Below are 23,038 nucleotides of genomic sequence, written 5' to 3'. Positions count from 1 at the left end.
GTGTGCTCACTGGTTTGCCAGCTCCTTCATCTCCGTGATGGCCGGTACCGCCATCGGGTCCAGCCCGTGTGCCAGGGCGAGGTAGATCGAGGCGAAGTCGGGGACCGCCACCAGCGACGCGAGCCGCTCCAGCGCGGAACCGCCCTCGGCGGTCACCACGTCGCAGCGGACCCCCCGACGCTCGGCGAGCGTCTGCACCGCGTCCGCGCGGCGCTCCTCCACCGCCAGCGGCTCGTCGGTGTCGTCGTCGGCGTTGAGCCCGCCGTCGCGCAGCAGCACCAGCCGCAGCCGGGTGCCGTCGGACTCGTCGTCGCCCGGGTCGGCGAAGATGTCCCGCTCGCCCTCGGCCAGGCCACCGAACACGCCGTCGAGCAGACCGACGCGGCCCCGGCCCGCCTCGCCCAGCGCGCCGGCGACCACCGGGTAACGGGCATTGGCGGACAACGTGTCACCGAACCGCCGGGCCGCGACTGTCGCCAGCGGGGACGAACCCCAGACGATCGGGATCGAGCCGGACAGCCCCAGCGCCAGCGACTTCGCCGGGTTGACGAAGGACTCCGCGGTCGGCCGGCATCGATCGGCGTCGGCGTCCGGCCGGGCCGCCGTCTCCGCCAGATCGGCCTCGTTGACCTTCACGAGCCCGAGGGTACGGGCGGCGAGCAGAACCGGCACGGTGAGCGCCCAGAGGCTGGCCCGGGCCGGCGCGCGCCGGGGCACCGGGATGAACGGCGCCCGGGCCCGCTCCGCCACCGACTGGAGTTGCGAGTCGGGCGCGCCCACCGCCACCAGCCGGGCGCCACGGCGGTGCGCCGCCTCGGCCGCGCCCAGCGCCTCGGGGCTGCGGCCGGACGCGCTCACCGCGATGACCACGTCCGCCGCGCCCACCCAGCCCGGCACGCCGGCGCTGCGGTGCGGGATGACCGGCACCGGGCAGCGCGGCCCGGCGACAGTGGCAAGCACGTCACCGGTACGCCCGGCGGTGCCGATACCGGCGATGACCACCGCGCGGGGGCGGCCGTCGTCGGCGAGCACGGACAGGTTGGCCTCGGCGGCCAGCGCCGCAGACTCGCGCACCTGGGCGCCGGCGGAAGCGGTGTGCCGGAGCATGCCGCCCGGATCCCGCTCGGCCAGCAGCGCCGCGTCGTCGAGCAGGGCCTCGTCTGGGCGCCGGTGCCCGCTGACCCCGGCCGTACCCTCCATCACCGCGACGACCCGCCCCGCGCCTCGTCGGCGGCGGGTCCACCGCGCGCCTCGTCCAGCAGGAGCACCGGTACGTCGTCGCGGACCTCGAAGATGCGACCGCACTCGGTGCAGGTGAGCGTCTGCGCCTGCGCGTCGTAGTCGAGCGGGGCGTGATGCGTGTCCGGGCAGGCGAGGATCTCGAGCAACTGCGGGTCCAGGGCCACGGCGCGGCTCCTTCCACGTATGTGGTCTCACCGGTCGGCGGTGCCGATCGGCGCACGCGATCTTATCGGCCAACCGGCCCCGGCACCGGGCCCCGTTCGGCCCCGGTGTCCGTCCTCCGGCCGGGCAGGTGGCGGCCACCGGGTCACGGCGTGACCACCCACCGTCACGGTAACCCCGGGAGCCGGTCGGGTTCGGCCTCAGTCCGGCAAGCGGGGCAGGACGCTTGTCGCGTCCCCGCCCGCGGGGGCCGGGGGCATCGGGCCGGGCGCGGGCGGCGTGGGGCTGGGCGCGGGCGGCGTCGGGCCGGACGCGGGCGCGCCGTACACGTTGCCGGCCGGACGGGGCGCCGGCGCGCCGCCGTACACCGTTGGGGCCGGCCCGGTCGCGCCGGAACGATAGGTGGTGGTGCTGCGTGGCAGCGGGACCGGCGGCGGCTCGGCGACCGGCCCGCCGCCGGTGCGATCGGCGCGGCTGCGGCGCAGCAGCAGGACGATGAGCGCCGCGCCGACGAGCACCAGCGCGATACCGAACCACATGATCATGGAACCTCCGAACGACGAGTCGTCGGCCGCGGCGGTGGCCGGGGCGACGGCGGCGGCGACCGGCGACGTGTCCGTCGCCTCGGCCGGCGTGGTCTCGCTCGCGCTGGGCGTGGGCGTCGGCGAGGGCTTACGGGACGGGCTCGGGCTTGGCGCGCCCACCAGCCGGGCCGACCCACCGGCCCGGCCGAGCACGTCACCGTTCGCGGCGCTCGCCTCGCCCGCCAGTTCCAGCCGCCCGCCGACGGCGCCGGCCAGGAACGACACCCGGTAACGCACAGTGGCGGCCTTGCCCTTGCACAGCGGCCGGTCGACCGGCGCGACCTCGGCGGTCGCGACCGCGCCGTCACCACCGGAGACGGGCACCGGCACCCAGCTGCCGTCGGCGGCAACCTGCACCCGCACCTGGTCCGCCCGCAGGCCCTCCAGCCGGAGCCCGATCGCGGTACGCAGCTGCACACAGCCGTCGGTGCGCTTGCGCACCTCGACAGTCACGGCGCCCGGCGAACCACCGGCGGTGAAGCTGCCCGCCGAGCGCAGCCCGACCCGGTCGTCCCGAGCCAGCGCCGGCGACGCCGGGACGGCGACGAGGGCACCAAGCAGCGCGCCGACAATGGCCCACCGCGCCGCGTGCCGCCCCACCGACATCCCCACCTCACCGTTGCGTCCGGACCGGATCCGCCGGTCAGGTTACTACCGGGCCCGGATGGTGCCCGCGCATCGACCACGCCACATGTGCGCCGCGCCACGCGATCACCGCCGGTCCAGGTCACCGCCGGAGACGACGGCCGAGGCGAGCGCCCGGCGGCACAGTTGGTCGGCCGTCCGGGTCGTCTCCGGCAGCCGGTACCGGGGCGTCAGTGCCAGTACCCGATCCACCGCGTTGTCCAACCCCATCCGGTGCCCGACGCTGACGAAGACCGGCCGGACGCCATCCCGGGTACGCAGCACCCGCCCGACCACGTCGCCCTCGTCACACAGGTCGGCGCTGTCACCACGCTCCGGGCCCGGCCCCGTCCACGAACCGACGAGCGGCGTCTTGCCCACCCCGATCGCGGGCACACCGGTCACCAGACCCAGATGGCAGGCCAGCCCGAACCGACGCGGATGCGCCAGCCCGTGCCCGTCGCACACCAGCAGCTCCGGGCGAACGGTCAGCCGGTCCAACGCCGCCAGCAGCGCCGGCATCTCCCGGAAGGCGAACAGCCCCGGCACGTACGGAAAGGCGGGCCGGCCCACGCACACCGCCTCGTCCACCACGGCGAGGCTGACCGCGTCCAGCACCGTGACGGCGGCGGCGAGCAGGTCGCCGCCGGGCGCGTAGGCCACGTCCAGCCCGGCCACCGTCGCGGGCGCGGCGGGACCGGGCCCCACCAGGTCCACCCGCGACCGCAACTCCTCCTGTACGCGCGTCGCCTCCGCCGCGTCGGCGGGCGGAACGTACGGCACGGGTATGCCTTCGTCGACGGACATGACGTTTCCGGGCCGCGTCAGGAGGCGGTGGCGGCGATGGTGGGGTCGGCGGCGGGGTCGCCGGCCTGTTGGAGCTGCTCCTCGAACATCACGAAGGTCCGCCGCCGGACTCCCCGGATCAACGCCTGCTCCTGGGGCGTCGGATACCGACGCTCCTCCCGTAGCGTTTCCTCGATCGCCCGGACGGTCTCGTAGAGAGCAAAGATCGGCCCGTCACCGCTCAGATAACGGCCTCGTTCATGCTCAGTGAGCTGAATGAACTCATCTCGCGATATCTCGTTGATCTCGTCGCCGCCGACGAAAATCACCTTGTCGATGAGACCGTTGGCCTCGCGCCAGCCTCCGGTGTCCTTGAACAGGATCCAGCCCGCCACGCCGCCGTCGGGGGTGGCTACAAGCTTCAGGGGAGAGTGGTAGTAGTCGAAGAACCTCGGCAGCCTCAAGCCCACCAACCGCCTCATCGCGGTGGCTCCTCAACGTCTTCGTCGGTCGACAGGCTTACAACAGTTGGGTCGGCGCCGGGATCACCGGCACGCCGGAGTTGTTCTTCGAACATTACGAAGGTCCGCCGACGGATCCCCTTGATCAACGCCTGCTCGATGGGCGTCGGATACCGACGCTCCTCCCGCAGCGTGTCCTGGATCGCCCGGACGGTCTCGTAGAGAGCAAAGATCGGCCCGTCACCGCGCAGACTCAGGCCCCGCTCCTGCTCGACGTACCAGACGAACTCCTCGGGGTTGATCTCGAATATCTCGTCATCCCTACCGAACAGCAACCTGTCCACGAGATTGCTCGCCGGCTGCCACCGGCCGGTGTCGAGTGAGAGCCGCCAGCCCGCCATGCCGCCGTCCTCCGTCCTCACCAACTTCACCGGCGAGTCGTAGTAGAGGAAGAACTTCGGCAACACAAGGCCGGCCCGGTGGGTCACTGCTTCACGCCTCTTCCTGCTGTACCGCGTTCCAGTAAATCGTCTGCGTGCGTCGTAGCAGACCGTCCCGGACCGCCGTCTCCATGGTCGTCAGCGAACGACCGTCCAGCTCCGCCAACGCGTCAAGGTCGCGCCGGACCTCATACAACGCATGCTCCCATTCGGCGACGGCCTCCATGGCTTTGAGTTGCAGGCGCAACTCCCCCACGTGCCCGTTGGACAGGCGAAGGTTCAGCAGGATGTCGCTGTGGCCACTACCGTTCGGAGCGACGAAGCGATCCTTGACATCCAGAATCATCACCTCGGGATCCTCGACGAGGTCAGCTAACGCGCCATAGATGTCATTGAGCGTGGAGAACTCCACCTTCGCAGCAGCCAAGTCTTTCAGACGAGAAGCGTCATTTCCATATTCGACCAGTTTGTCCATGATCCGGTCGTGCCTCTTGGGTTCGGTGCGCCACCCGGGTTTCCCCTTTTCTCCCGCAAGAGCGGTAGCGGTCGCGTTCAGTTCCCCTTGCGCTACAGCCGCTTCGGCAGTCAGTCCATCAAGGTATGCGGCGACGTAGGCCGGGTCCCGCTTCCTGCTCGGGTCGAACCCGTCCTGTCCGGCCGGCTGGCGCTGGGAAGCCAGGTTCCGCGTCAGCCTGAGCTGCTCAGGAGTCAGTGGGATGGGGGAAGGGTCCGGGTCGCCCTCCAGCACCTGCGCCTCGGGTCCGTTCCTCTCGATATCCGCCAGCACGTCGCCGAGTATGTCGATGGCCTGCTGGTGGCTGGCCAGGTGATGCAGGGTCAGCGGCCGCGCGGTCAGCGAGTTCGCGAGTTCCGGTGTCGCCAGGATTATCCGGACCAGGTCCGGCCGCTCCGCGAGCTGCCGTACCAGCGTCTCGGCCAGCAACTCCTCCCGTCGCGGTGGCGCCTCCCAGCTCTGGTCGAGCATCCGCTGCACGCGCGGGTCGGCGAGCAAACGGCTGAGGTCGGCCGCGGCGGCGTCGTCCAACAGGGGTACGAGCCGCCGCAGCGTCGGCACGTCAGCGGCCTGCGCCAGTTCGACGGGCGTCACCCCGGCGGCGAAGGCCGCGTCGAGGCTTCCGCTCTCGGCGAGCACATCGCGTACGTAGAGCCCGCCGGCGATCCGGTCAGCGTGCGCCTGCCGGTGTTCCTCGCGTACCCGGTCGGGCTCCGGCACGACGGGCGGCGCGTTGCCCGGCGGCGGTCCGTCCGCGCGGGGGTGGATGGTGGTGGACTCGCCGAGCAGGTGGACGTGATTGAAGTCCGGCGCGTTCCCGTCGTCGGCCGGCGGCGGCTCGGGCAGGCGTGGCGGCGCCGGACGGGGCCGGGGCTCGGGCAGGACGTTGTACGTGCCGGGTGGGCGGCCGGTGAGCGGCATCGGCCGTCCGTCGGGGCCGAGCACCAGCGCGTCGACGCCGACCACGTTGCCCTCGAACGCACGGCCGCTGTGGTGGTAGAGCGGCCGGTCCGCAACAGCGCCCGACTGCGGGTCGAGGAAGAGGATCGTGCCGTTCTGGTTCAACGCCACCCAGGCGTGCGATCCGCCACCCTCGAAGCTGGTGATGAGGAAGGCGTAGCTGCCGTGGCCGCCCGACGCCAGTTGCGCGTACAGCTCGCGGTAGCCCCGATCCACCAGCCACCGCCGCTCCGGGCCGGTGATCCCGGGCCGGTCGACCGGGCACAGGTTCTGGAACCGGCCGCCGGTGGTCTCCTCGACCCGCAACGGTCCGTCCGCCTCGCCACCCACCGGCCGGAGCACGTCACCGTCGAGGTAGCCGTCGAACGTACGCGGAGCGGCGACTCGCGGCCGTCCGTGGACCCAGGTCTCGAACAGGGACAGGGTGCAGTCGAGGCAGTTGATGCCCCGGGTCGCGTCCGCCGCCGGACCACCGTCGTTCGCCAGGCGGAACCACCCGCCACGCCGGGGATCGGCGGTACGCGCGACGCTGCCGTCCGGGTTGCGGGGCATCTGCCGTTCCAGGTCGGTCTGGTGCAGCGCGAGCGGTGGCCGGAGCCCTCCCCGGCGGCCGTAGGGCCGGGACCTGTCGATCGGTTCGGGATGGCCACGGCCGGTGAGCGCCGAATGGTCGGTCGTCTCGACAGCGCCGACGGCCAGGTCCGCCACGTCGTCGTTGATGCGGTAGAAGTCGAGGTCGTCCTCGACCATCACCTCGCGCGGCAGACGCTGGCCGGCACGCACCGCCTCCACCTCGTCGACGGCTCGGTAGTGCAGGCGCTCTCGCCGCCGACCCTCCCGCACGTGCCGGTCAGCGAGGTCGTGTTGCCCGGCTTGGCGCAGCTCGTGTGCCTGCGTGAGGAGCCAACGCGCCGCCTCGTAATGCTGTTCGGCGAGATCACGCAGCTCCTTGATCTGCGCCTGCCGTCTGTTCTCCTCGTGCAAGGCACGCTGAGACTGCAGATAGCCCCGGTAGCGCCGCCGGTCGAGGCCCTCCCGGTCGGCCTTCAGCCGCGCGGCACGCTGCTCGGCGGTCTCACGGGGCTGCGACTGGACATCGAAAGGGCCGGGGTGGGGCCCCGGAGAGTCGGTGGGAGGGCGATGCGGAGCCAAGGACTCCAGCAGCGGGAAACGGGGATTCGGCCCCGGCCGGGGGTCGGGGCCGACGGCCGGCGCTCCCGGATGCGGCCCCGGCTGAGGGCTGCCCGGTGAGGCCGGAGGCGGTCCTGCCTGACCTCCATTGCTGATGGGGACGGCGCGGTCCGCCGCGGGTGGCGTCGCGACCTGCGGGTGGTCGGCAGGCGGTGCAGGCAGTGTCGCCGGTACTGCTGCTGCCTGAATCGAGTTGGTCGAGGACGGCGTGGGGTGGTCGATCGGCGCCGCCACCGGACCCGCGCCGCCGTGGACGCCGGGCGCGGTCGACAAGGGTGTGGCGACGGGCGCGTCCGTGATCACCGAAGACAACGTGGGGCTCGCGGCGGCCGTCGGACGTGCCACGTCGTGCGGGACGACATCGCCGAGCGGCGTCGTTGTGGGTTCCGGCGCCGGGCGGGGCAGATCCACGACGAGCGGATGCGGGCCGGCGGCCTGGGGCGAGACGTGCGTCGATGTCACGGGAACGGCGCCCTCGATCGCATCGCCGCTCTGGACGACCGGCTCGGCGACCCGCTGGGCTGGGATGAGCCCGACGGGGTCGGCGACAGGCGGCACGTCCAGCCCGACCGGCGGAACGGTCAGCCCGCTCAACTGCCCGTCGAGGCGGCGTTGCAGCGCCGAGTCCGCCTGATTGGTGGTGGACCCGGCCGCACCGGAGGCGGCCGCCCGCGCCAGATCCTCCAGCGACGGCCCGTGGCCGGTGGCCAACCCGGCCGCGGTCTCGGCCAGCGTCTCCCCGGCCATCTCCCGGCCGAACCGCTCGCCGATCTCCGCGAACCGTCCGCTCGCATGCCGGCCCAGACCCGCCAGCGGCGCGACCGCCCCACCGGCGAAGCCGCCGAGAGCCGACGTGCTCACGTCGGTCAGGTCCAGGCCGTCACGTCGACCGGTGGTGTTCTGATACGTCTGGGTCGCGAGGTTGGTGCCCGCCTCCTGACCGGCCTCCACCAGGCCGCCGAGCGCCGCCCGCCGGGCCAGCCCACGGGCACCGGCCTTCGCCGCCTCCTTCGCGGCCCGTTCGCCCGCCTCCTTGAGCCCCTGCTTGACCGCCTTGCGCGCGAGCTGGGCCACCAGGCGCTTGAAGATCTGCTGGACGACGACCCTCGTCGCGGTGATCGCGGCGGCGGCCGCCGGGGAGGCGGCGCCCAGGGTGAGCACGGCGGCCACCGCCAGGGCCAGCAGCTCCACCACCAGGATGCCCAGCTCGATCCAGGCTTCGAGCTTCGCGCCCTCGATGTCGCAGCCGCAGGAGTCGACCAGCCGGCCCAGCTCGTCGGTGGCCGCCACGAGGACGTGCAGCGGCGCGTCCTCACCTTCGGCGAGCTTGTGCCAGGCCGTGTCGAACGCGCCGGCGACCAGGCCGACGCCGCCGTACCCGCTCTTCACCTCACCGGCGGCAGCGGTGGCGTCGTCGCGCGGACCGGTCAGGACGCCTGCGACGCCGTACCACTGGTCGGCCAGGTCCCAGACGGCGCGCTCGTTGCCCTCCGGCCACTCGACGCCGACGACCCAGTCCAGCGCCTCGTAGATCCAGCCGGGCACGTCCCACGGGCAGAAGTCGAGCGGGTGCGGGATCGGGCTGGGCAGCATGCTCACGCGCGGATCCTCCGGTGGTCAGCGCCAGGGCCGATGCGGGTTGTGGCCCTGCTGGGGGATCTTCCCGAGGTCACGGGCGTTGCTCAGGTCCGTCTCGACGGTGGCCGCGACCGAGCGGACGACGTCCGACCCGAGCACCTCCAGCGACCGGCCGAGTTGTTCCCACGCCCGCAGCAGCGTCTCGGCGTAGCCCTGGTAGTGCTTGTCGAAGGCGGCGCCGATGTCGTCCCGGCCCCAGGGTCGTTGGGCGCTCGCGGCCGCGATCGGGTCGCCTGTCTCCCGCCGGGCCGCGCTCATCGCCTTACCGGACAGGGTCAGGTCGGCGCCGCCGCGCCGGGCCCGGTCCGGATCCAGCCAGATCTCTCCGCCGGCCACCTGTCACTCGCCGCGCGCCAGCACGGCGTCGGCCCGGCCGAGCAGCGCGCCGAAGTCATTGGTACGCAGGAACTCGACCGACGGCGAACCCGGGGGCAGATAGCCGGAGACCAGCTCGCGGGTGGCGGTGACCGCGGCCGTGGAGGCGCGCAGCACGGTCTCGGTGATCTTCCGGCTCAGCTCTCGGGCGTCCCGATCCCGGAAGACGGCAGGGCTCACCTCGACGCTGATCAGCTCGCCCCGCGCACCGACCACGGCGGTCACCTGACCGTCGTCGGAGCGTTCGGTGACCCGCAGCTCGGCCAGTTTGACCTGAAGTTCGTCCAGACCGGACCGCAACCGTTGGTACTGGCCGTACATCTCGTCGAATCGCGTGCGTAGTGCACGGTTCGCATCCCGGTCCGCACTCTCGGCCACCGCCGCACCCCTTCCGTCACCGTGGGTAGGCCCGACCATACCGGGTGCCACGAAATCCGTGGGGTCCGGTAATTTCAAGTGGTGATCGAGCGACAGCAGGCCGAGCAGATCGCCTCGGTATGGGCCCGCCGGGACTCCGACCGCCTCGGGTTTCCCTGCACGCCGGTGGTCGAGGAGTTCGACCTGGGCTACGTGGTTTTGTCCACTGTGTCCACCGATGCCCGGGCGCTGCCCGGCGACCTGCCGACCACCGTCATCGACAAGGAGACCGGCGAGGTGTCCACCTGGCCGCGGATTCCCGCACCGGCGGTCGAGGCGATGTACCGGCAGCAGCGGCCCGCCGAACCCCGTGCGCCGCGCGCCGTCGACCCGGCCGCTCAACTGCTCCGCGAGCTGACCCGGCTGCCCACGCCGGGTGCCGCCGCGCACCTCACGCTCGACGGCCTACGGCACGTCGCGCAGGGCGCGAAGGGCGACGTCGAGGTCCGGCACCATCCGCTGGTCCAGTCCTACCTGGACGATCTACCCCCGGGCCATCTGGTGCGTGGCGGCGAGCGGCACGCCGAGATGATCGTGGTCTCCGACGCGCTGTACGAGCACGACCACCGCCGGTCCACCGACGGCCTCCCGCCACTGACCATCGAGGACGCGCGCGACCTGCTCGGCACGAGCCGGATCGAGGTCTACCGCAGCCGCGAGCCGGGTGATCCGTTGGGCGGCCTCGCCGAGCTTCCCTGCGACTCGTGCGTGAAGTTCCTGGTGCGCTTCGCGGTGCTGCCGTGGCCCGACCTCGCCTTCGTGGAGGAATGGCGCCCGGAGCCGCGCGAGATCATTCAACCCGGGAGGTTTCCCGACGAGGTGGCCCACGCGCTCATGGACGGCGGCTGGCAGATCAGCATGTTCAACGAGGCCCTCGCGAAGGGCGCGATGACGGAGACGGGAGAAATCGCGGGGCAGCATCACCGGCATGAGGCCTTTCCCGCCGCCGAAGAGGCGCTCACTGCGTTCCCGGCCGTCCTGAGCCGACGACGCGGTCCCGGCGAGCAGGTCTGGATCAGTCGTTTCACCACGAATCCGCTCCGGGCCGCGCACAGCGCCGACTCTCTCGCCGACTTCGGGGCGGTCATCGGCGCCCGCCTCTTCCCGCTCGGCAGCGAACGTCAGGAGAGCATCCTCGCCGTCGACGAGCACGGCCGGATCTTCGCTCTCGACCAGGCCGGTGAATGGTTCCTCGGGCCCGACATCGACGCCGCCCTCACCACCCTGCTGCTCGGCCGGGCCCCCGCCCGGGTCCGCGACGACGGCACCTGGTGAGGCCGGGGCGAGTGAGCCGGGGGCGAGCGATCAGAGGGCCACGCCGGTCAGCACGGTGACCCGCGGCTCGGTGTAGTCGTCCATGGCGCTGCGCAGCCCTTCCCGTCCGACGCCGGAGCCCTTCACGCCGCCGTACGGCATCTGGTCGGCCCGGTACGACGGCACGTCCCCGACGATCACGCCGCCGACCTCCAGCGTCCGGGCGGCGTCGAACGCCACGTCGAGCCGGTGGGTGAAGACGCCGGCCTGCAGGCCGTACGCGGAGTCGTTGACGGCGGCGAACGCGGCCCGGTCGTTCGCGACGGGCGCGACCACGAGCACCGGCCCGAACACCTCCTCGGCGCACACCTTCGCGTCGGCCGGCACGCCGCTGAGCACAGTGGGCGGGTAGGTCGCCCCGTCGCGCCGCCCGCCGGTCTCGATGACCGCGCCGGCGGCGACCGCCTCGTCCACCCAGGTCTCGACGCGCTGCGCCGCCTCGACCGACACCAGCGGGCCGACGTCGGTCAGCTCGGAGCGCGGGTCGCCGGTGCGCAGCGCCTTCACCGCCGCGACGAGCCGGGGCAGGAAGTCGTCGTAGAGCCGTTCGTGCACGTAGACCCGCTGCACGGCGATGCACGACTGCCCGGCCTGGTAGTTGGAGAACGTGGCGATGCGCTGCGCGGCGAAGGTCAGGTCCTCGTCCGTCGCCCAGTCCTCGCAGATCACCGCCGCGGCGTTGCCGCCGAGTTCCAGCGTGACGTGCTTGTCCGGCGCGGCCCGCCGGATGGCCGCGCCGACCGGTCCGGAGCCGGTGAACGACACGACCGGCAGCCGCGGGTCGGCGACCAGTTCGGCGGCCCGCTCGTTGGGCAGCGGCAGCACGGAGAACATGCCCTCGGGCAGGTCGGTCTCGGCCAGGATCTCGCCGAGCAGCAGCGCGGTGAGCGGGGTGGCCGGGGCCGGCTTGACCACGATCGGGGCGCCGACGGCGAGCGCCGGGGCGACCTTGTGGGCGACCAGGTTGAGCGGGAAGTTGAACGGGGTGATGCCGAGCACCGGTCCGCGCGGCACGCGCCGGACCAGGGCGATCCGCCCGGTGGCGGCGGGGTCGGTGTCGAGTCGTTGCAGGTCGCCGGAGAAGCGGCGGGCCTCCTCGGCGGCCCAGCGGAACGTGGAGACCGCGCGCCCCACCTCCGCCTTCGCCCACTTGACCGGCTTGCCGTTCTCGGCGGTGAGCAGCGCGGCGACCTCGTCGGCCCGCTCGGCAAGCCGCCGGGAGACGTGGTCCAGGGCGGCCGCGCGGGCGTGCGCGGGCAGGGCCGCGGCCTCCGCTGCCACCCGGGCGGCGCCCGCGACGGCGGCTTCGACCTGGTCGGCCGTGGCGAGCGTGGTACGCCCCACCGGCTGCCCGTCGTACGGGTGGGTGACTGTCAGCTCGTCCTCGCCGTGGGCGGGGCGACCGGCGACGTAGAAGGCTCTCGGCTCCACGACCGGCAGCCTAGACCACAGGCTCTCACGCGGAAACAGTTGCTCAAACCCTTGTCTGCCCCGGATTTAGTAGCCAAGATGGCAGTCAGATTGCGATAACCTCCGCTGACCCTCTCCCCGGCCACCCTCTCGGAGACTTCTGATGAGCGACCAGCAGCAGCTGCGCAACTTCGTCAACGGCGAGTACGTCGACCCGGTGGACGGCGGCTACGCCGACCTGATCGACCCGTGCACCGGCGAGGTCTTCGCCCAGGCCCCGGTCTCCGGCGCGGCGGACGTGGACGCGGCGATGAAGGCCGCCGCCGCCGCGTTCGAGACCTGGCGGGACACCACGCCGGCCGAGCGGCAGCGGGCGCTGCTGAAGTTCGCCGACGCGGTGGAGGCCCGGGCCGCCGAGCTGGTCGACGCGGAGGTCCGCAACACCGGCAAGCCCCGGCAGCTCACCACCGAGGAGGAGCTGCCGCCGGCGGTGGACGAGCTGCGTTTCTTCGCCGGGGCGGCCCGCCTGCTGGAGGGGCGCTCGGCCGGCGAGTACATGGCCGGGCACACCTCGTACGTGCGGCGGGAGCCGATCGGCGTCTGCGCCCAGGTCACCCCGTGGAACTACCCGTTGATGATGGCGGTCTGGAAGATCGCCCCGGCGCTGGCGGCCGGGAACGCGGTGGTGCTGAAGCCGTCGGACACCACGCCGGTGTCGACGCTGCTGCTGGCCGAGATCGCCGCCGAACATCTGCCGCCTGGTGTGTTCAACGTGGTCTGCGGCGACCGCGACACCGGCCGTACGCTGGTCTCCCATCCGACCCCGCAGCTCGTGTCGATCACCGGCTCGACCCGCGCGGGCATGGAGGTCGCCGCCGCGGCGGCGCCGGACCTGAAGCGGACCCACCTGGAGCTGGGCGGCAAGGCCCCGGTGGTGATCTTCGACGACGCGGATCTGGCGGCGGCTGCCGAGGCGATCGCGACGGGCGGCTACTTCAACGCCGGCCAGGACTGCACGGCGGCGACCCGGGTGCTCACCGGGCCGGGCATCCACGAGGACTTCGTGGCCGCGCTGACCGAGCAGGCCCGCAACACCCGCACCGGCGCGCCGGACGACGCCGACGTGCTCTACGGCCCGCTGAACAACGCCAACCAGCTCGCCCGGGTGAGTGGTTTCGTGGACCGCCTGCCGGACCACGCGAACGTCACCACCGGCGGGTCGCGGGTCGGCGACCGTGGCTTCTTCTACGCGCCGACTGTGGTCTCCGGCCTGCGGCAGACCGACGAGATCATCCAGGCCGAGGTGTTCGGGCCGGTCATCACGGTGCAGCGCTTCTCCGACGAGGACGAGGCGGTGCGCTGGGCCAACGGCGTGGACTACGGCCTGTCCGCCTCGGTGTGGACGCGCGACCACGGCCGGGCCATGCGGATGACCCGGCGGCTGGACTTCGGCTGCGTCTGGGTGAACACGCACATCCCGTTCGTCTCGGAGATGCCGCACGGCGGCTTCAAGCACTCCGGCCACGGCAAGGACCTGTCGGTCTACAGCCTGGAGGACTACACCCGGGTCAAGCACGTCATGCACAACATCGAAGGCTGATCGCGGTGGCCACCAGCGAGGAGCTGCACAAGCGCCGCGTCGAGGCGGTGGCGCGGGGCGTGGGCAGCACGATTCCCGCGTACGTGGACCGGGCGGGCGGCGGCACGATCACCGACGTGGACGGGCGGGAGTGGATCGACTTCGCCGCCGGCATCGCGGTCACCAACGTGGGCAACTCCGCGCCGCGCGTGGTCGAGGCGGTACGCGCACAGGTCGAACGGTTCACCCACACCTGCTTCATGGTCGCGCCGTACGAGTCGTACGTGGCGGTCTGCGAGCAGCTCAACGCGCTGACCCCGGGTGGCTTCGAGAAGCGCTCGGCGTTGTTCAACTCCGGCGCCGAGGCGGTGGAGAACGCGGTGAAGATCGCCCGGCACGCGACCGGGCGGCCCGCGGTGGTGGTGTTCGACCACGCTTACCACGGCCGGACCAACCTGACCATGGCGCTGACCGCGAAGAACATGCCGTACAAGCACCGGTTCGGGCCGTTCGCCGGTGAGGTCTACCGGGTGCCGATGTCGTACCCGCTGCGCGACGGCGGGCTGGACGGCGCCACCGCGGCGGCCCGCTCGATCGAGATGATCGAGAAGCAGGTGGGCGCGGAGAACGTGGCGGCGCTGCTGATCGAGCCGATCCAGGGCGAGGGCGGTTTTGTCGTACCCGCGCCAGGGTTCCTGCCGGCGTTGCGCGAGTGGGCGACGGCGGCCGGGGTGGTGTTCGTCGCCGACGAGATCCAGACCGGTTTCTGCCGCACCGGCGACTGGTTCGCCTGCGAGCACGAGGGCGTCGAGCCGGACCTGATCACGCTGGCGAAGGGCATCGCGGGCGGGCTGCCGCTGGCGGCAGTCACGGGCCGGGCGGAGCTGATGGACGCGGTGCACGTCGGCGGCCTCGGCGGCACGTACGGCGGCAACCCGATCGCCTGCGCCGCCGCGCTCGCGTCGGTCGAGACGATGCGGGAGCTGGACCTGGCCGCCGCCGCCCGCCGGATCGGCGCGGTGATGGGCGAGCGGCTGCGCGCCATCGCCGCCGGTGACCCGCGCGTGGCCGAGGTACGCGGCCGGGGCGCGATGCTCGCCGTGGAGATCGTCGTACCGGGCACGCTGACCCCGGACCCGGCCGCCACGGCGGCTATCTCGGCGGCCTGCCACGCGGCCGGGCTGCTCACGCTGACCTGCGGCACCTACGGCAACGTGCTGCGGTTCCTGCCGCCGCTCGTCATCTCCGACGACGAGCTGGGCCGGGGCCTGGACATCCTGGCAGCCGCCTTCGGCTGACCCCCGGACGTGGAACACCATGGGCGTGATCTCCCCCGGGCCTGCCCATGGTGTTCCACCCGGGAACTCAGCGGATCAGCTCGACGGTGTTGCGCCGGACCAGGTTCTTGCCCGGTTCCCGGATGGCGTCCATGGCGGCGGTGTTGAGCAGCACGCAACTGCCCGACGGCCCGGTCACCGTCACTGTCACCGCCCTGTTGTTGTCCAGGTTCGTCACCCGCAGCCGGGTGCCGAGCGGGAACTGACCGCTGGTGGCAGCGGGTGCCCCGCCCTCGGCGAAGAACGTGAGCGCGCCGGAGCAGACGCTGCCACCGATCGGCTGCGCCGCGCCCGGGCGGGTCTCACCCGGCTGCGCGCCCGGCGCCGGGGCGGCGGCGCCGTCGAGGCGTTCCACCACGTTGCGGCGGATGACGTTCTTGCCCGGCTCGCGTACCAGGTCCATGGCGGCGGCGTTCAGCAGCACGCAGCTCCCGGACGGCCCGGTCACCGTCACCGCGGTCACCTTGCGGTTGTCCAGGTTCGTCACCCGCAGCCGGGTGCCCACCGGGAACCGGTCGCTCGTCGCGGCCGGCGGCCCGCCCTCGGCCGAGAACGTCACCGACCCGGCGCAGACCGACCGCGCGGCCGGCGCGGTGTCCGCGAAACCCAGTCCGGTCCCCACCGAGACCGCCATCGTGGCGGTCACCGCCACGGTCGCCGCCAGCACGTGCTTGCGCTGCACCCTCACGTTCTCTCCCGTCGTCGCTGTCGCTCGACGCGTGGTACGGACGGGAGGGCCAGACCGTTCACTTCGGTCCGCGGTCTACAACGGACCGTAGCGGGTGTGTGGCGCTCCGGTCATCAGCGCCCAGTACCTGTCGCCGTAGGACCAGTGCCACCACTCCGTCGGGTAGTTCACCAGGCCCGCGCCGCTCAACGCCGCCACCAGCACGTTCCGGTTGCGCCACGCGCTCACCGGGATGTGCCGGGCCGCCGTGAAGCAGGCGTCCGCGCTCTCCTCCGGGGTGGCGTCGAGCGCTGTACCCATGTCCAGCTCCGCCCCGTCGTTGTCGCACAGAGTGAGGTCCACTGCCCCGCCGGTGCTGTGCGGGGCCACGTCGACCGGCGACACGAACTTGGTGGTCTCCCGGTGCAGCCGGTCCGCCGGCCAGTCCGGATGCCGCCGCCGCAGTTCGTCCCGGTAGCCGGTGAAGATGTCGAGCTGCGCCCGGAACGGCCGGTAGCCCTCGACCACGAGCAGGCGCAGCCCGGCCGGCAGCGCGCGCTGCGCGGCCAGCAGCCGGTCCGCGACCCCGCGACGCACCCGGGCGTACGCCCCGGCGGGGTCGGCGGCCCGCGCGTCCACCCGCAGCCCGGGCACCTCGCGCAGGTCCACCAGGGGTTCACCGTCGTCCCGGCTGGACACCGCGGCGACCCGGGGGTCGGACAGCAGGATCATGGCGTACCCCCGGGGTGCGCGGTGGACGGCCGGGCCGCGTGCCGGGCGAAGGCGAGCGCGACCAGCCGGTCCACCACCTCGGCGTACGTGACGCCGGACTCGGCCCACACCTTCGGGTACATCGAGTGCGCGGTGAAGCCGGGCAGCGTGTTCAGCTCGTTGACGAACAGGTCGCCGGTGGTCTCGTCGTAGAGGAAGTCGACACGGGCCAGGCCCCAGCCGCCGATCGCGGTGAACGCCCGCACCGACAGCTCACGGATCCGTTCGGTGACCTCGTCCGGCAGCGGCGCCGGGACGATCATCGGGTCGGCGTCGCCGAAGTACTTCTGCCGGTAGTCGAACCAGCCGCCCGCGACCCGGACCTCGCCGACCGCCGACGCCTCCGGCTGCCAGCCGCCGAGCACGCCGCACTCCAGCTCCCGGCCGGTCACGCCCTGCTCGACCAGCACCACGTGGTCGTGCCGGAACGCCTCCTCGACCGCCGCCACCAGGTCGTCGCCGTCGGCCACCCGGGAGATGCCGATCGAGGAGCCCATCCGGGCCGGCTTGACGAACAGCGGTCCGCGCAGCCCGACGACCAGCTTCTCCGGGTCCGCCGCGGCCCGCCAGGTCGGCTCGTCGAACCAGACGTACGGGGTGGTCGGCACGTCCTCGGCGCGCAGCGCCCGCTTCATCGCCACCTTGTCCATGCCGACGGCGGAGGCGAGGATGCCGCAGCCGACGTACGGCACGCCCAGCGATTCCAGCAGCCCCTGCACCACGCCGTCCTCGCCGTACGGGCCGTGCAGCACCGGGAACACCACGTCCAGTTCGGCGTGCACAGTGGCCGGGGCGTCGGCGGCGGTGACCGCGACAGTGCCGGCGACTGCCCCGCGTCGCAGCTCCGCCGCCGGGCCGGTGACCGGCAGCCGGTCGTCGATCGCCCGTCCCGCCGCCACTGTTCCGAGGTGCTGCGCGAGGACCGGTTCCGGCAGCAGCCGCAGCCCGCCGGTCCGGGTGAGGCCGAGCGCCACCACCCGGTGGCCCTGCCCGGCCAGGGCCCGGGCCACGCCGAGCGCCGAGGCGCAGGAGACCTCGTGTTCCGCCGACGGGCCTCCGAACAGGACACCGATCCGCACTGTCGACCTCATGCCGCCACTCCCACCGTCATCGGGTCGCCCGCCAGCCGGGCCACCAGGTCCGCTTCCACGTTTCCGCCGGTCAGCACCACGCCGACCGTCCTTCGCCGCCCACCACGAGAAGGCCACGGCGCGATCTCGCCCAGCCGCAGCGCGCCGGCCAGCCCGGCCGCGCCGGACGGCTCGACCAGCACCTTGAGGTCCAACAGGAGCAGCCGGAACGCCTCGGCGATCGCGTCGTCGTCGACCCGGACCACCCCCCGCACGGCGGTCCGGGCCACCGCGAACGGCAGGTCGCCGACGCAGCCGGGACGCAGTCCGTCGGCCAGGCTCGGCGTCGGCGCGACAGGCGTGGGACGTCCGGCGGCCAGGCTGCGGGCGAGCGAGTCGCACCCGACCGGCTCCACGCCGTACACCTCGATCGGCGTTCCGGCCGCCGCCAGGCAGGCCCCGGCGATGCCGCCGCCTCCGCCGACCGGCACCACGAGAGCGTCCAGCGGCGTGCCGCGCCGCCTCCTCGATCAACTCCAGACTGGCGCTGCCCTGCCCGGCCACCACGTCCGGGTGGTCGTACGCGTCGACCAGCGGGTGGCCCTCCACCTCGGCGATCCGCCGGGCGACGGCCAGGCGCTCCTCGACTGTGGTGCCGGCCCGGACCACCCGGGCCCCGGCCGCCCGCGCCCGGTCCACCTTGACCGGCGCGGCGTCCACCGGCAGCACGACCGTCGCGGCCAGCCCGTGCCGGCGCGCGGCGAGCGCCACCGCGACGGCGTGGTTCCCGGTGCTCTGCGCGACCACGCCGGTGTGCCCGGCGGCGGCCAGCCGGCCCACCGCCAGCATCGCGCCGCGCATCTTGTACGAGCCGCCGTCCTGGAGGTTCTCCGCCTTGAGCAGGATCCGGGCGCCGGCCAGGCGGTCGATCGCCGGGCTGTGCAGCACCGGGGTACGCACCACCCGGCCGGACAGCACGCGGGCGGCCTCCTCGACCTGTGTTCGGTCCGGCAGCGCCGGCGCGTCGATTCGGGACATGGTCTCTCCTTCGGCATTCGAGTGGGCGCGGCGGCGCGGCAGGTCGAACAGCCAGTGCGCGCCGAGCGCGGTGAGGCCGCGGTGTGCGGCGAGGCTCAGCGCCAGCACGAGCGCGGTGAGCACGACCGGGTAGACGGTCACGAGCAGCGCCCGCGCGGGCCCGCCCAGGCCGGCCACCGGTGCGGCGAGGAGCCGGTCCAGCAGCGCCAGCACCGGCATGTGGATCACGTAGACGGGTAGCGTGCGGCGGCCGAGCCGGGCCAGTGCCGGACCGGCCAGGCGGTGCCGGGCCAGCCGGGCGGCGGCGGTCAGCCCGAACGCCACCGCCGCGATGGAAACAAGCAGGTACCCGCCGGGCCGGAGCTGCGCGCCGGCCAGCGCCATGGCGGCCAGCCCGATCGCGTACGCCGCGCCGGCTGCCGCGAGCCGCCGGGTGCTCACGCCGTCCGCCCACCCCGTCAGGTACGGCTTCAGGTGCGCGCCCGCCAGGAAGAACACGAGGTTCTGGTAGACCTGCCCCCGGTTGCCGGGGCTGTCGAGCAGCCCGGTGGCCGCCACCGCGGACAGCGCGCCCGCGGCGCTCAGCAGTACCGCCGGGTGCACCCGGCGCAGCGCTTTCGCGATCACGAAGTAGAGCGCCAGCGCGTACAGGTACCACAGGTTCGAGGGCGTCACGGTGAGCTGGGCCAGCAGCTCACCGGGGTCGGTGGCCCGGTCGGTCGGGAAGCCCGGCGCCAGCGCCAGCAGCGCGGTGTGGATCAGCAGCCAGACCGCGTACAGGTAGAGGTTCCGCGCGATCCGGGGCCGCCCGGACGCCCGCCACGGGCGGGCCACCGCGTTCGCCGCGAAGATGCCGGAGATCGTGAAGAACAACGGCATCCGCAGCGGCAGCAACTGCTCGCCGAGCACCCCCCACGCGCCCGGCACCGGCAGGCCCACCTGCCAGTCGATGCGCAGGTAGTCCTTGACGACGACGTGCCACAGCACCACGAGCACGATGCAGGCGCCCTTGGCCACGTCGGCCCAGACCACCCGGTCACCGGGTGGTGCGCTCCCCTCGGTACGCGTCGGCACTGCGGTCTCCTCTCCGGCCGTCTCCGGGGCAGGCGGCGGTGCCGCCGGTCCCGTTCTCGGGCAGGTGTCATCGCGGGATGCCGCGACGGCGGCTCCCGGAGTCGTGTGTGGGGTGGTCAGCCCACGTGGGGCAGGTGGACGTCGACCCGCAGGCCGCCGTCCGCACCCGGGCGGGCGGCGATGATGCCGCCGTGCGCCTGGGTGATGGAGCGGGCGATGGCCAGGCCGAGCCCGGCGCCGCCGCCCTGGTTGGTCCGGTCCCGGGCGAGGCGCCGGAACGGCTCGAACAGCCCGTCGACAGCTTCGGCGGGGACGGCCTGCCCGCTGTTGGTGACGGTCAGCGCCGGGTCGCCGCCGACGGTGACGGTGAGCCGGCCGCCCGGGCGGTTGTACTTGATGCCGTTCTCCACCAGGTTGGTGACCAGGCGTTCCAGCAGCACCCGCTCGCCGGTCACGATCCGGGGCGACAGCCGGGTCTCCACTGTCACGCCCGCCTCGGCGGCCCGGTCGGCGTACGCGGCCAGCACGCCGGTGACGATCTGTTCGAGGCGTTGCGGGGTGGAGGACCGCAGGCCCTGGTCGCTCTCGCTGAGCGCCAGCAGTCCTTCGATCAGCCGCTCGTTGCGTTCGTTCGTGGCGAGCAGTTGCGCGGTCAGCAGCTCCAGTTGCTCGCCGGTGAGCGACTGGGCCATGCCGACCTCGATCAGGGTCCGCTGCACCGCGAGCGGCGTACGCAGTTCGTGGGAGGCGTTCGCGGCGAACCGCCGCTGCCCCTCGTATCCGGCGGTGACCCGGTCCAGCATGTCGTCGATCGCGCGGGCGAGCCCGGCCAGCTCGTCCCGCCCGCCGGGCCGGATGCGGTAGCCGAGGTTCTGCGGCCCCAGGTTCGCCATCGGGGCGGCCATGTCGTGCACCGGGCGCAGGCACCAGCGAGCAGCGCCCCACACCGCGAACCCGGCGGCCACCAGCACCAGCAACTGGGTCACCAGCGGCAGCAGCGGCACGAACGGACGGCCCGGCTCGCACACCGCGCCGACAGTGGCCAGGCCGCAGAACCACTGGGCCCGCCCCCACACCAGTTCGAGCAGCGACTTGACCATGTCGGGCACGAAGAACCCGGCGAGCAGGGCGAGCACCCCGACGAGCAGGATGCGGCGGCGAGGGCTCATTCCGGCTCGCCGATCCGGTAGCCGGCCTTCGGCACGGTGTGGATGACCGACGGCTGGCCGAGCTTCTTGCGCAGGGTCATCACCGTCACCCGGACCGCGTTGGTGAACGGGTCGGCGAACTCGTCCCACGCCTGTTCCAGCAGCTCCTCGGCGCTGACCACCCGGCCACCGGCCCGCATCAGCACGTGCAGGACGGCGAACTCCTTGGGGCTGAGCCCGAGCGGGCGGCCGTCGCGGGTCGCCGCGTGCCGGGCCACGTCGAGGACCACGCCGTGCCGCTCCAGCACCGGCGGCAGCGCCGGGGTGGACCGGCGGCCCAGCGCCTGCACCCGCGCCACCAACTCGGCGAAGGCGAACGGCTTGGTCAGGTAGTCGTCGGCGCCCAGCCCGAGGCCGGCGACCCGGTCCCGGATGCCGGCGGCGGCGGTGAGCAGCAGCACCCGGGTACCGGCGTCCGACCCGGCCAGGCTCCGGCACACCTCGTCGCCGGTGGCGCCGGGCATGTCCCGGTCCAGCACCGCCACGTCGTACCGGTTGACCCCGATCCGTTCCAGCGCGCCGTCGCCGTCGTAGCAGACGTCCACCGCCATGGAGAACCGTCGCAGCCCTTCGGCGACCGTGTCCGCCAAGAGCCGCTCGTCGTCCGCCACCAGCACCCGCACGTTGCGCTCCCCCGTGTCTTCCCTCGTCGTCCGGCACACCTTGGCAGGCCGCAGTTAAGGGTTCTGTAAGCGTCCGCAGCAGCCATCCTCCACGCGGGCCACGCTGCGACAACCGGCGTAGGACCGGATGGGCCGTTCGTCCGGTCCTCGGGCGGCGCGAGCACTGCTGAAGTGACCCGGATCACGCATTGGCGCTCAGGCGTGAGGTGGGTCACGATGGGTGGAAGGAGGCGCTGGTGGCTGACCCGTGGCTCGCCCTGGAGTTCGGCGCGGATCCGGTAGAGCGGATCGCGCAGGTCGGTGCCGCCCACGAGGCGTTCCTCACCGCGGGCACCACAGGCGGCGTCCGGGAGGTGGTCGCCCGCTCCTGGGAGCGGTCCGCGCTGCTCGACCCGGAGGCCACCGCACCGGTCGACCTCACCGACGACGCGCTGGAGACCTACCGCGCCGCGCACCCGCTCGCCCGGGTGATGCCGCTCTTCCGCGATCTGCTCGGCGGCATCGCGCAGGACGGCGCGCACCTGATGGCGGTCTGCGACGCCGCCGGGCGGCTGCTCTGGGTGGAGGGCCACCCCGGGGTGCTGCGGCACGCCGAGCGGATGAACTTCGTACCGGGCGCACGCTGGGACGAGGCGCACGCCGGCACGAACGCCCCCGGCACCGCCCTCGCCGTCGACCACGGCGTGCAGATCTTCGCCACCGAGCACTTCGTCCGGCCGGTGCAGCGTTGGACCTGCGCCGCCGCGCCGATCCACGACCCGGTCAGCGGCGCGCTGCTCGGCGCCGTCGACATCACCGGCGGGGACCACCTGGCCAACCCGCAGAGCCTGGCACTGGTCCGGGCCACCGCCCGGGCCGCCGAGGCGTTCCTGGCCGGCGCCGCGCCCGCCGCGCCGGACGTGGCGTACGTGTCGGCGCTCGGCCGCGACGAGGCGGAGCTACGCGTCGGCGGCCGGCGCATCCGGCTCGGCCGCCGGCACAGCGAGCTGCTGGTGCTGCTCGTCGACCACCCCGAGGGGCGCACCGGGGAGCAACTCGGCCTCGACCTCTACGGCGACGACAGGCGGCACCCGGTCACGCTGCGCGCCGAGCTGTCCCGGCTGCGCCGCGTGCTCGGCGAGGAGCTTCTCGACTCCCGCCCGTACCGGCTGCGGCCGGCCGTGCGTGCCGACTTCCGTACCGTCACCGAGCTGCTGGAACGTGGCGATCCGGCGGCGGCGCTGCGCGCGTACCCCGGGCCCCTGCTGCCCGGGTCGGACGCGCCGGGAGTGGCGCGGCTGCGCCGCCTGGTCGACGGCCAGTTGCGCGCCGCGGTGCTGGCCGGCGCCGATCCAGGGCTGATCGCCGCCTGGACCGCGACGGCGGCCGGGGCCGACGACCTCGCCGCCTGGCAGGCCCTGGCCCGGGCGCTGCCGCCGGGCACGCCGCGCCGGCCACTCGCTGTCGCGCGGGCCCGCCAGCTCGCCGAGGAGTACGCGCTACCGCGCGCAACGTTTCTGCAACGTCCCGGAAACTAGCCTGCCCGCCATCCACCCCAGACGGACGGCGGAGGT

General features: G+C 73.4%; 19 protein-coding genes and 2 pseudogenes. 4 read left to right on the top strand and 17 right to left on the bottom strand.

The window, feature by feature from the left end; translation table 11 throughout:
* Positions 1 to 6 precede the first annotated feature (6 nt).
* From MicB006_RS05140 to MicB006_RS05100, 9 genes are all read right to left on the bottom strand, one after another.
* Positions 7 to 1,203, bottom strand: coding sequence for an SIS domain-containing protein (locus MicB006_RS05140; RefSeq protein ID WP_116504181.1), 1,197 nt, complete (start codon positions 1,201 to 1,203; stop codon positions 7 to 9).
* The gene (locus MicB006_RS05135; RefSeq protein ID WP_030501390.1) at positions 1,200 to 1,406 is read right to left on the bottom strand and encodes a Trm112 family protein; all 207 of its coding nucleotides are present in this window, start codon (positions 1,404 to 1,406) and stop codon (positions 1,200 to 1,202) included. Before MicB006_RS05135 ends, MicB006_RS05140 begins: the two co-directional genes overlap by 4 nt.
* A gap of 198 nt (positions 1,407 to 1,604) precedes the next feature.
* Positions 1,605 to 2,594: a hypothetical protein gene (locus tag MicB006_RS05130; protein WP_116504179.1), complete on the bottom strand. Its 990-nt coding sequence runs from the start codon at positions 2,592 to 2,594 to the stop codon at positions 1,605 to 1,607.
* Between the two features lie 105 nt (positions 2,595 to 2,699).
* Positions 2,700 to 3,419, bottom strand: coding sequence for a deoxyribonuclease V (gene nfi, locus MicB006_RS05125; protein ID WP_116504177.1), 720 nt, complete (start codon positions 3,417 to 3,419; stop codon positions 2,700 to 2,702).
* A gap of 17 nt (positions 3,420 to 3,436) precedes the next feature.
* The gene (locus MicB006_RS05120) at positions 3,437 to 3,880 is read right to left on the bottom strand and encodes a hypothetical protein (RefSeq protein ID WP_116504176.1); all 444 of its coding nucleotides are present in this window, start codon (positions 3,878 to 3,880) and stop codon (positions 3,437 to 3,439) included.
* A complete protein-coding gene (locus tag MicB006_RS05115) occupies positions 3,877 to 4,347 on the bottom strand; it encodes a hypothetical protein (protein WP_116504173.1) in 471 nt (156 codons plus the stop codon). The genes MicB006_RS05120 and MicB006_RS05115 overlap by 4 nt, the downstream gene beginning before the upstream one ends.
* 4 nt (positions 4,348 to 4,351) lie before the next feature.
* Entirely contained in the window at positions 4,352 to 8,254 is a 3,903-nt protein-coding gene (locus MicB006_RS05110; protein ID WP_225980645.1) for a toxin glutamine deamidase domain-containing protein, read from the bottom strand.
* A 327-nt stretch (positions 8,255 to 8,581) separates the two neighbouring features.
* Positions 8,582 to 8,938: a hypothetical protein gene (locus MicB006_RS05105; protein WP_030501384.1), complete on the bottom strand. Its 357-nt coding sequence runs from the start codon at positions 8,936 to 8,938 to the stop codon at positions 8,582 to 8,584.
* Between the two features lie 3 nt (positions 8,939 to 8,941).
* The gene (locus MicB006_RS05100; RefSeq protein ID WP_116504170.1) at positions 8,942 to 9,355 is read right to left on the bottom strand and encodes a YbaB/EbfC family nucleoid-associated protein; all 414 of its coding nucleotides are present in this window, start codon (positions 9,353 to 9,355) and stop codon (positions 8,942 to 8,944) included.
* A gap of 78 nt (positions 9,356 to 9,433) precedes the next feature.
* Here MicB006_RS05100 and MicB006_RS05095 point away from each other — a divergent pair, with 78 nt between their 5' ends.
* Positions 9,434 to 10,669, top strand: coding sequence for an SUKH-3 domain-containing protein (locus MicB006_RS05095; protein ID WP_116504168.1), 1,236 nt, complete (start codon positions 9,434 to 9,436; stop codon positions 10,667 to 10,669).
* A gap of 30 nt (positions 10,670 to 10,699) precedes the next feature.
* On the opposite strand, the gene MicB006_RS05090 is transcribed toward MicB006_RS05095, so the two are convergent.
* Positions 10,700 to 12,139 carry an aldehyde dehydrogenase family protein gene (locus MicB006_RS05090; RefSeq protein WP_116504166.1) on the bottom strand — a complete coding sequence of 480 codons (1,440 nt, stop codon included), beginning with the start codon at positions 12,137 to 12,139 and terminating at the stop codon, positions 10,700 to 10,702.
* Between the two features lie 142 nt (positions 12,140 to 12,281).
* Here MicB006_RS05090 and MicB006_RS05085 point away from each other — a divergent pair, with 142 nt between their 5' ends.
* Positions 12,282 to 13,718: a gamma-aminobutyraldehyde dehydrogenase gene (locus tag MicB006_RS05085; protein ID WP_116504165.1), complete on the top strand. Its 1,437-nt coding sequence runs from the start codon at positions 12,282 to 12,284 to the stop codon at positions 13,716 to 13,718.
* 5 nt (positions 13,719 to 13,723) lie between these two features.
* Positions 13,724 to 14,995: a 4-aminobutyrate--2-oxoglutarate transaminase gene (gene gabT, locus MicB006_RS05080; protein WP_225980643.1), complete on the top strand. Its 1,272-nt coding sequence runs from the start codon at positions 13,724 to 13,726 to the stop codon at positions 14,993 to 14,995.
* A 67-nt stretch (positions 14,996 to 15,062) separates the two neighbouring features.
* Here the strand turns inward: gabT and MicB006_RS05075 are convergent, their stop codons facing one another.
* The 7 genes and pseudogenes from MicB006_RS05075 to MicB006_RS05050 form a co-directional block, all read right to left on the bottom strand.
* A complete protein-coding gene (locus tag MicB006_RS05075; protein WP_116504163.1) occupies positions 15,063 to 15,722 on the bottom strand; it encodes a hypothetical protein in 660 nt (219 codons plus the stop codon).
* A gap of 75 nt (positions 15,723 to 15,797) precedes the next feature.
* Positions 15,798 to 16,433 carry a M15 family metallopeptidase gene (locus MicB006_RS05070; RefSeq protein ID WP_116504161.1) on the bottom strand — a complete coding sequence of 212 codons (636 nt, stop codon included), beginning with the start codon at positions 16,431 to 16,433 and terminating at the stop codon, positions 15,798 to 15,800.
* Positions 16,430 to 17,545 (bottom strand): annotated as a pseudogene (locus MicB006_RS05065) (D-alanine--D-alanine ligase family protein); the annotation flags it as partial. The pseudogene MicB006_RS05065 and the gene MicB006_RS05070, both read right to left, overlap by 4 nt.
* Positions 17,546 to 17,559: 14 nt before the next feature.
* Positions 17,560 to 18,033 (bottom strand): pyridoxal-phosphate dependent enzyme, encoded by a 474-nt coding sequence (locus MicB006_RS32590; RefSeq protein ID WP_255419528.1) that lies wholly within the window; start codon positions 18,031 to 18,033, stop codon positions 17,560 to 17,562.
* 88 nt (positions 18,034 to 18,121) lie between these two features.
* Positions 18,122 to 19,567: pseudogene (locus tag MicB006_RS05060) on the bottom strand (pyridoxal-phosphate dependent enzyme); the annotation flags it as partial.
* Between the two features lie 203 nt (positions 19,568 to 19,770).
* Entirely contained in the window at positions 19,771 to 20,823 is a 1,053-nt protein-coding gene (locus MicB006_RS05055; protein WP_116504159.1) for a HAMP domain-containing sensor histidine kinase, read from the bottom strand.
* Positions 20,820 to 21,485: a response regulator transcription factor gene (locus tag MicB006_RS05050; protein ID WP_116504157.1), complete on the bottom strand. Its 666-nt coding sequence runs from the start codon at positions 21,483 to 21,485 to the stop codon at positions 20,820 to 20,822. Before MicB006_RS05050 ends, MicB006_RS05055 begins: the two co-directional genes overlap by 4 nt.
* Before the next feature lie 236 nt (positions 21,486 to 21,721).
* On the opposite strand from MicB006_RS05050, the gene MicB006_RS05045 reads away from it, so the two are divergent.
* The gene (locus MicB006_RS05045; protein ID WP_116504155.1) at positions 21,722 to 23,002 is read left to right on the top strand and encodes a transcriptional regulator; all 1,281 of its coding nucleotides are present in this window, start codon (positions 21,722 to 21,724) and stop codon (positions 23,000 to 23,002) included.
* Positions 23,003 to 23,038: the final 36 nt, after the last annotated feature.

It is taken from the genome of Micromonospora sp. B006 (genome assembly GCF_003408515.1).
Lineage (GTDB): Bacteria > Actinomycetota > Actinomycetes > Mycobacteriales > Micromonosporaceae > Micromonospora > Micromonospora echinospora_A.
Note: the sequence above shows the minus strand (reverse complement) of the source record. Positions and strands in the feature narration are given on the sequence as shown.

What these genes read in the sequence shown, in the direction of transcription:
- MicB006_RS05070 (WP_116504161.1), bottom strand. Translation starts at nt 16,433, where the DNA reads ATGATCCTGCTGTCCGACCCCCGGGTCGCCGCGGTGTCCAGCCGGGAC.
- MicB006_RS05055 (WP_116504159.1), bottom strand. Translation starts at nt 20,823, where the DNA reads ATGAGCCCTCGCCGCCGCATCCTGCTCGTCGGGGTGCTCGCCCTGCTC.
- MicB006_RS05085 (WP_116504165.1), top strand. Translation starts at nt 12,282, where the DNA reads ATGAGCGACCAGCAGCAGCTGCGCAACTTCGTCAACGGCGAGTACGTC.
- MicB006_RS05120 (WP_116504176.1), bottom strand. Translation starts at nt 3,880, where the DNA reads ATGAGGCGGTTGGTGGGCTTGAGGCTGCCGAGGTTCTTCGACTACTAC.
- nfi (WP_116504177.1), bottom strand. Translation starts at nt 3,419, where the DNA reads ATGTCCGTCGACGAAGGCATACCCGTGCCGTACGTTCCGCCCGCCGAC.
- MicB006_RS05130 (WP_116504179.1), bottom strand. Translation starts at nt 2,594, where the DNA reads ATGTCGGTGGGGCGGCACGCGGCGCGGTGGGCCATTGTCGGCGCGCTG.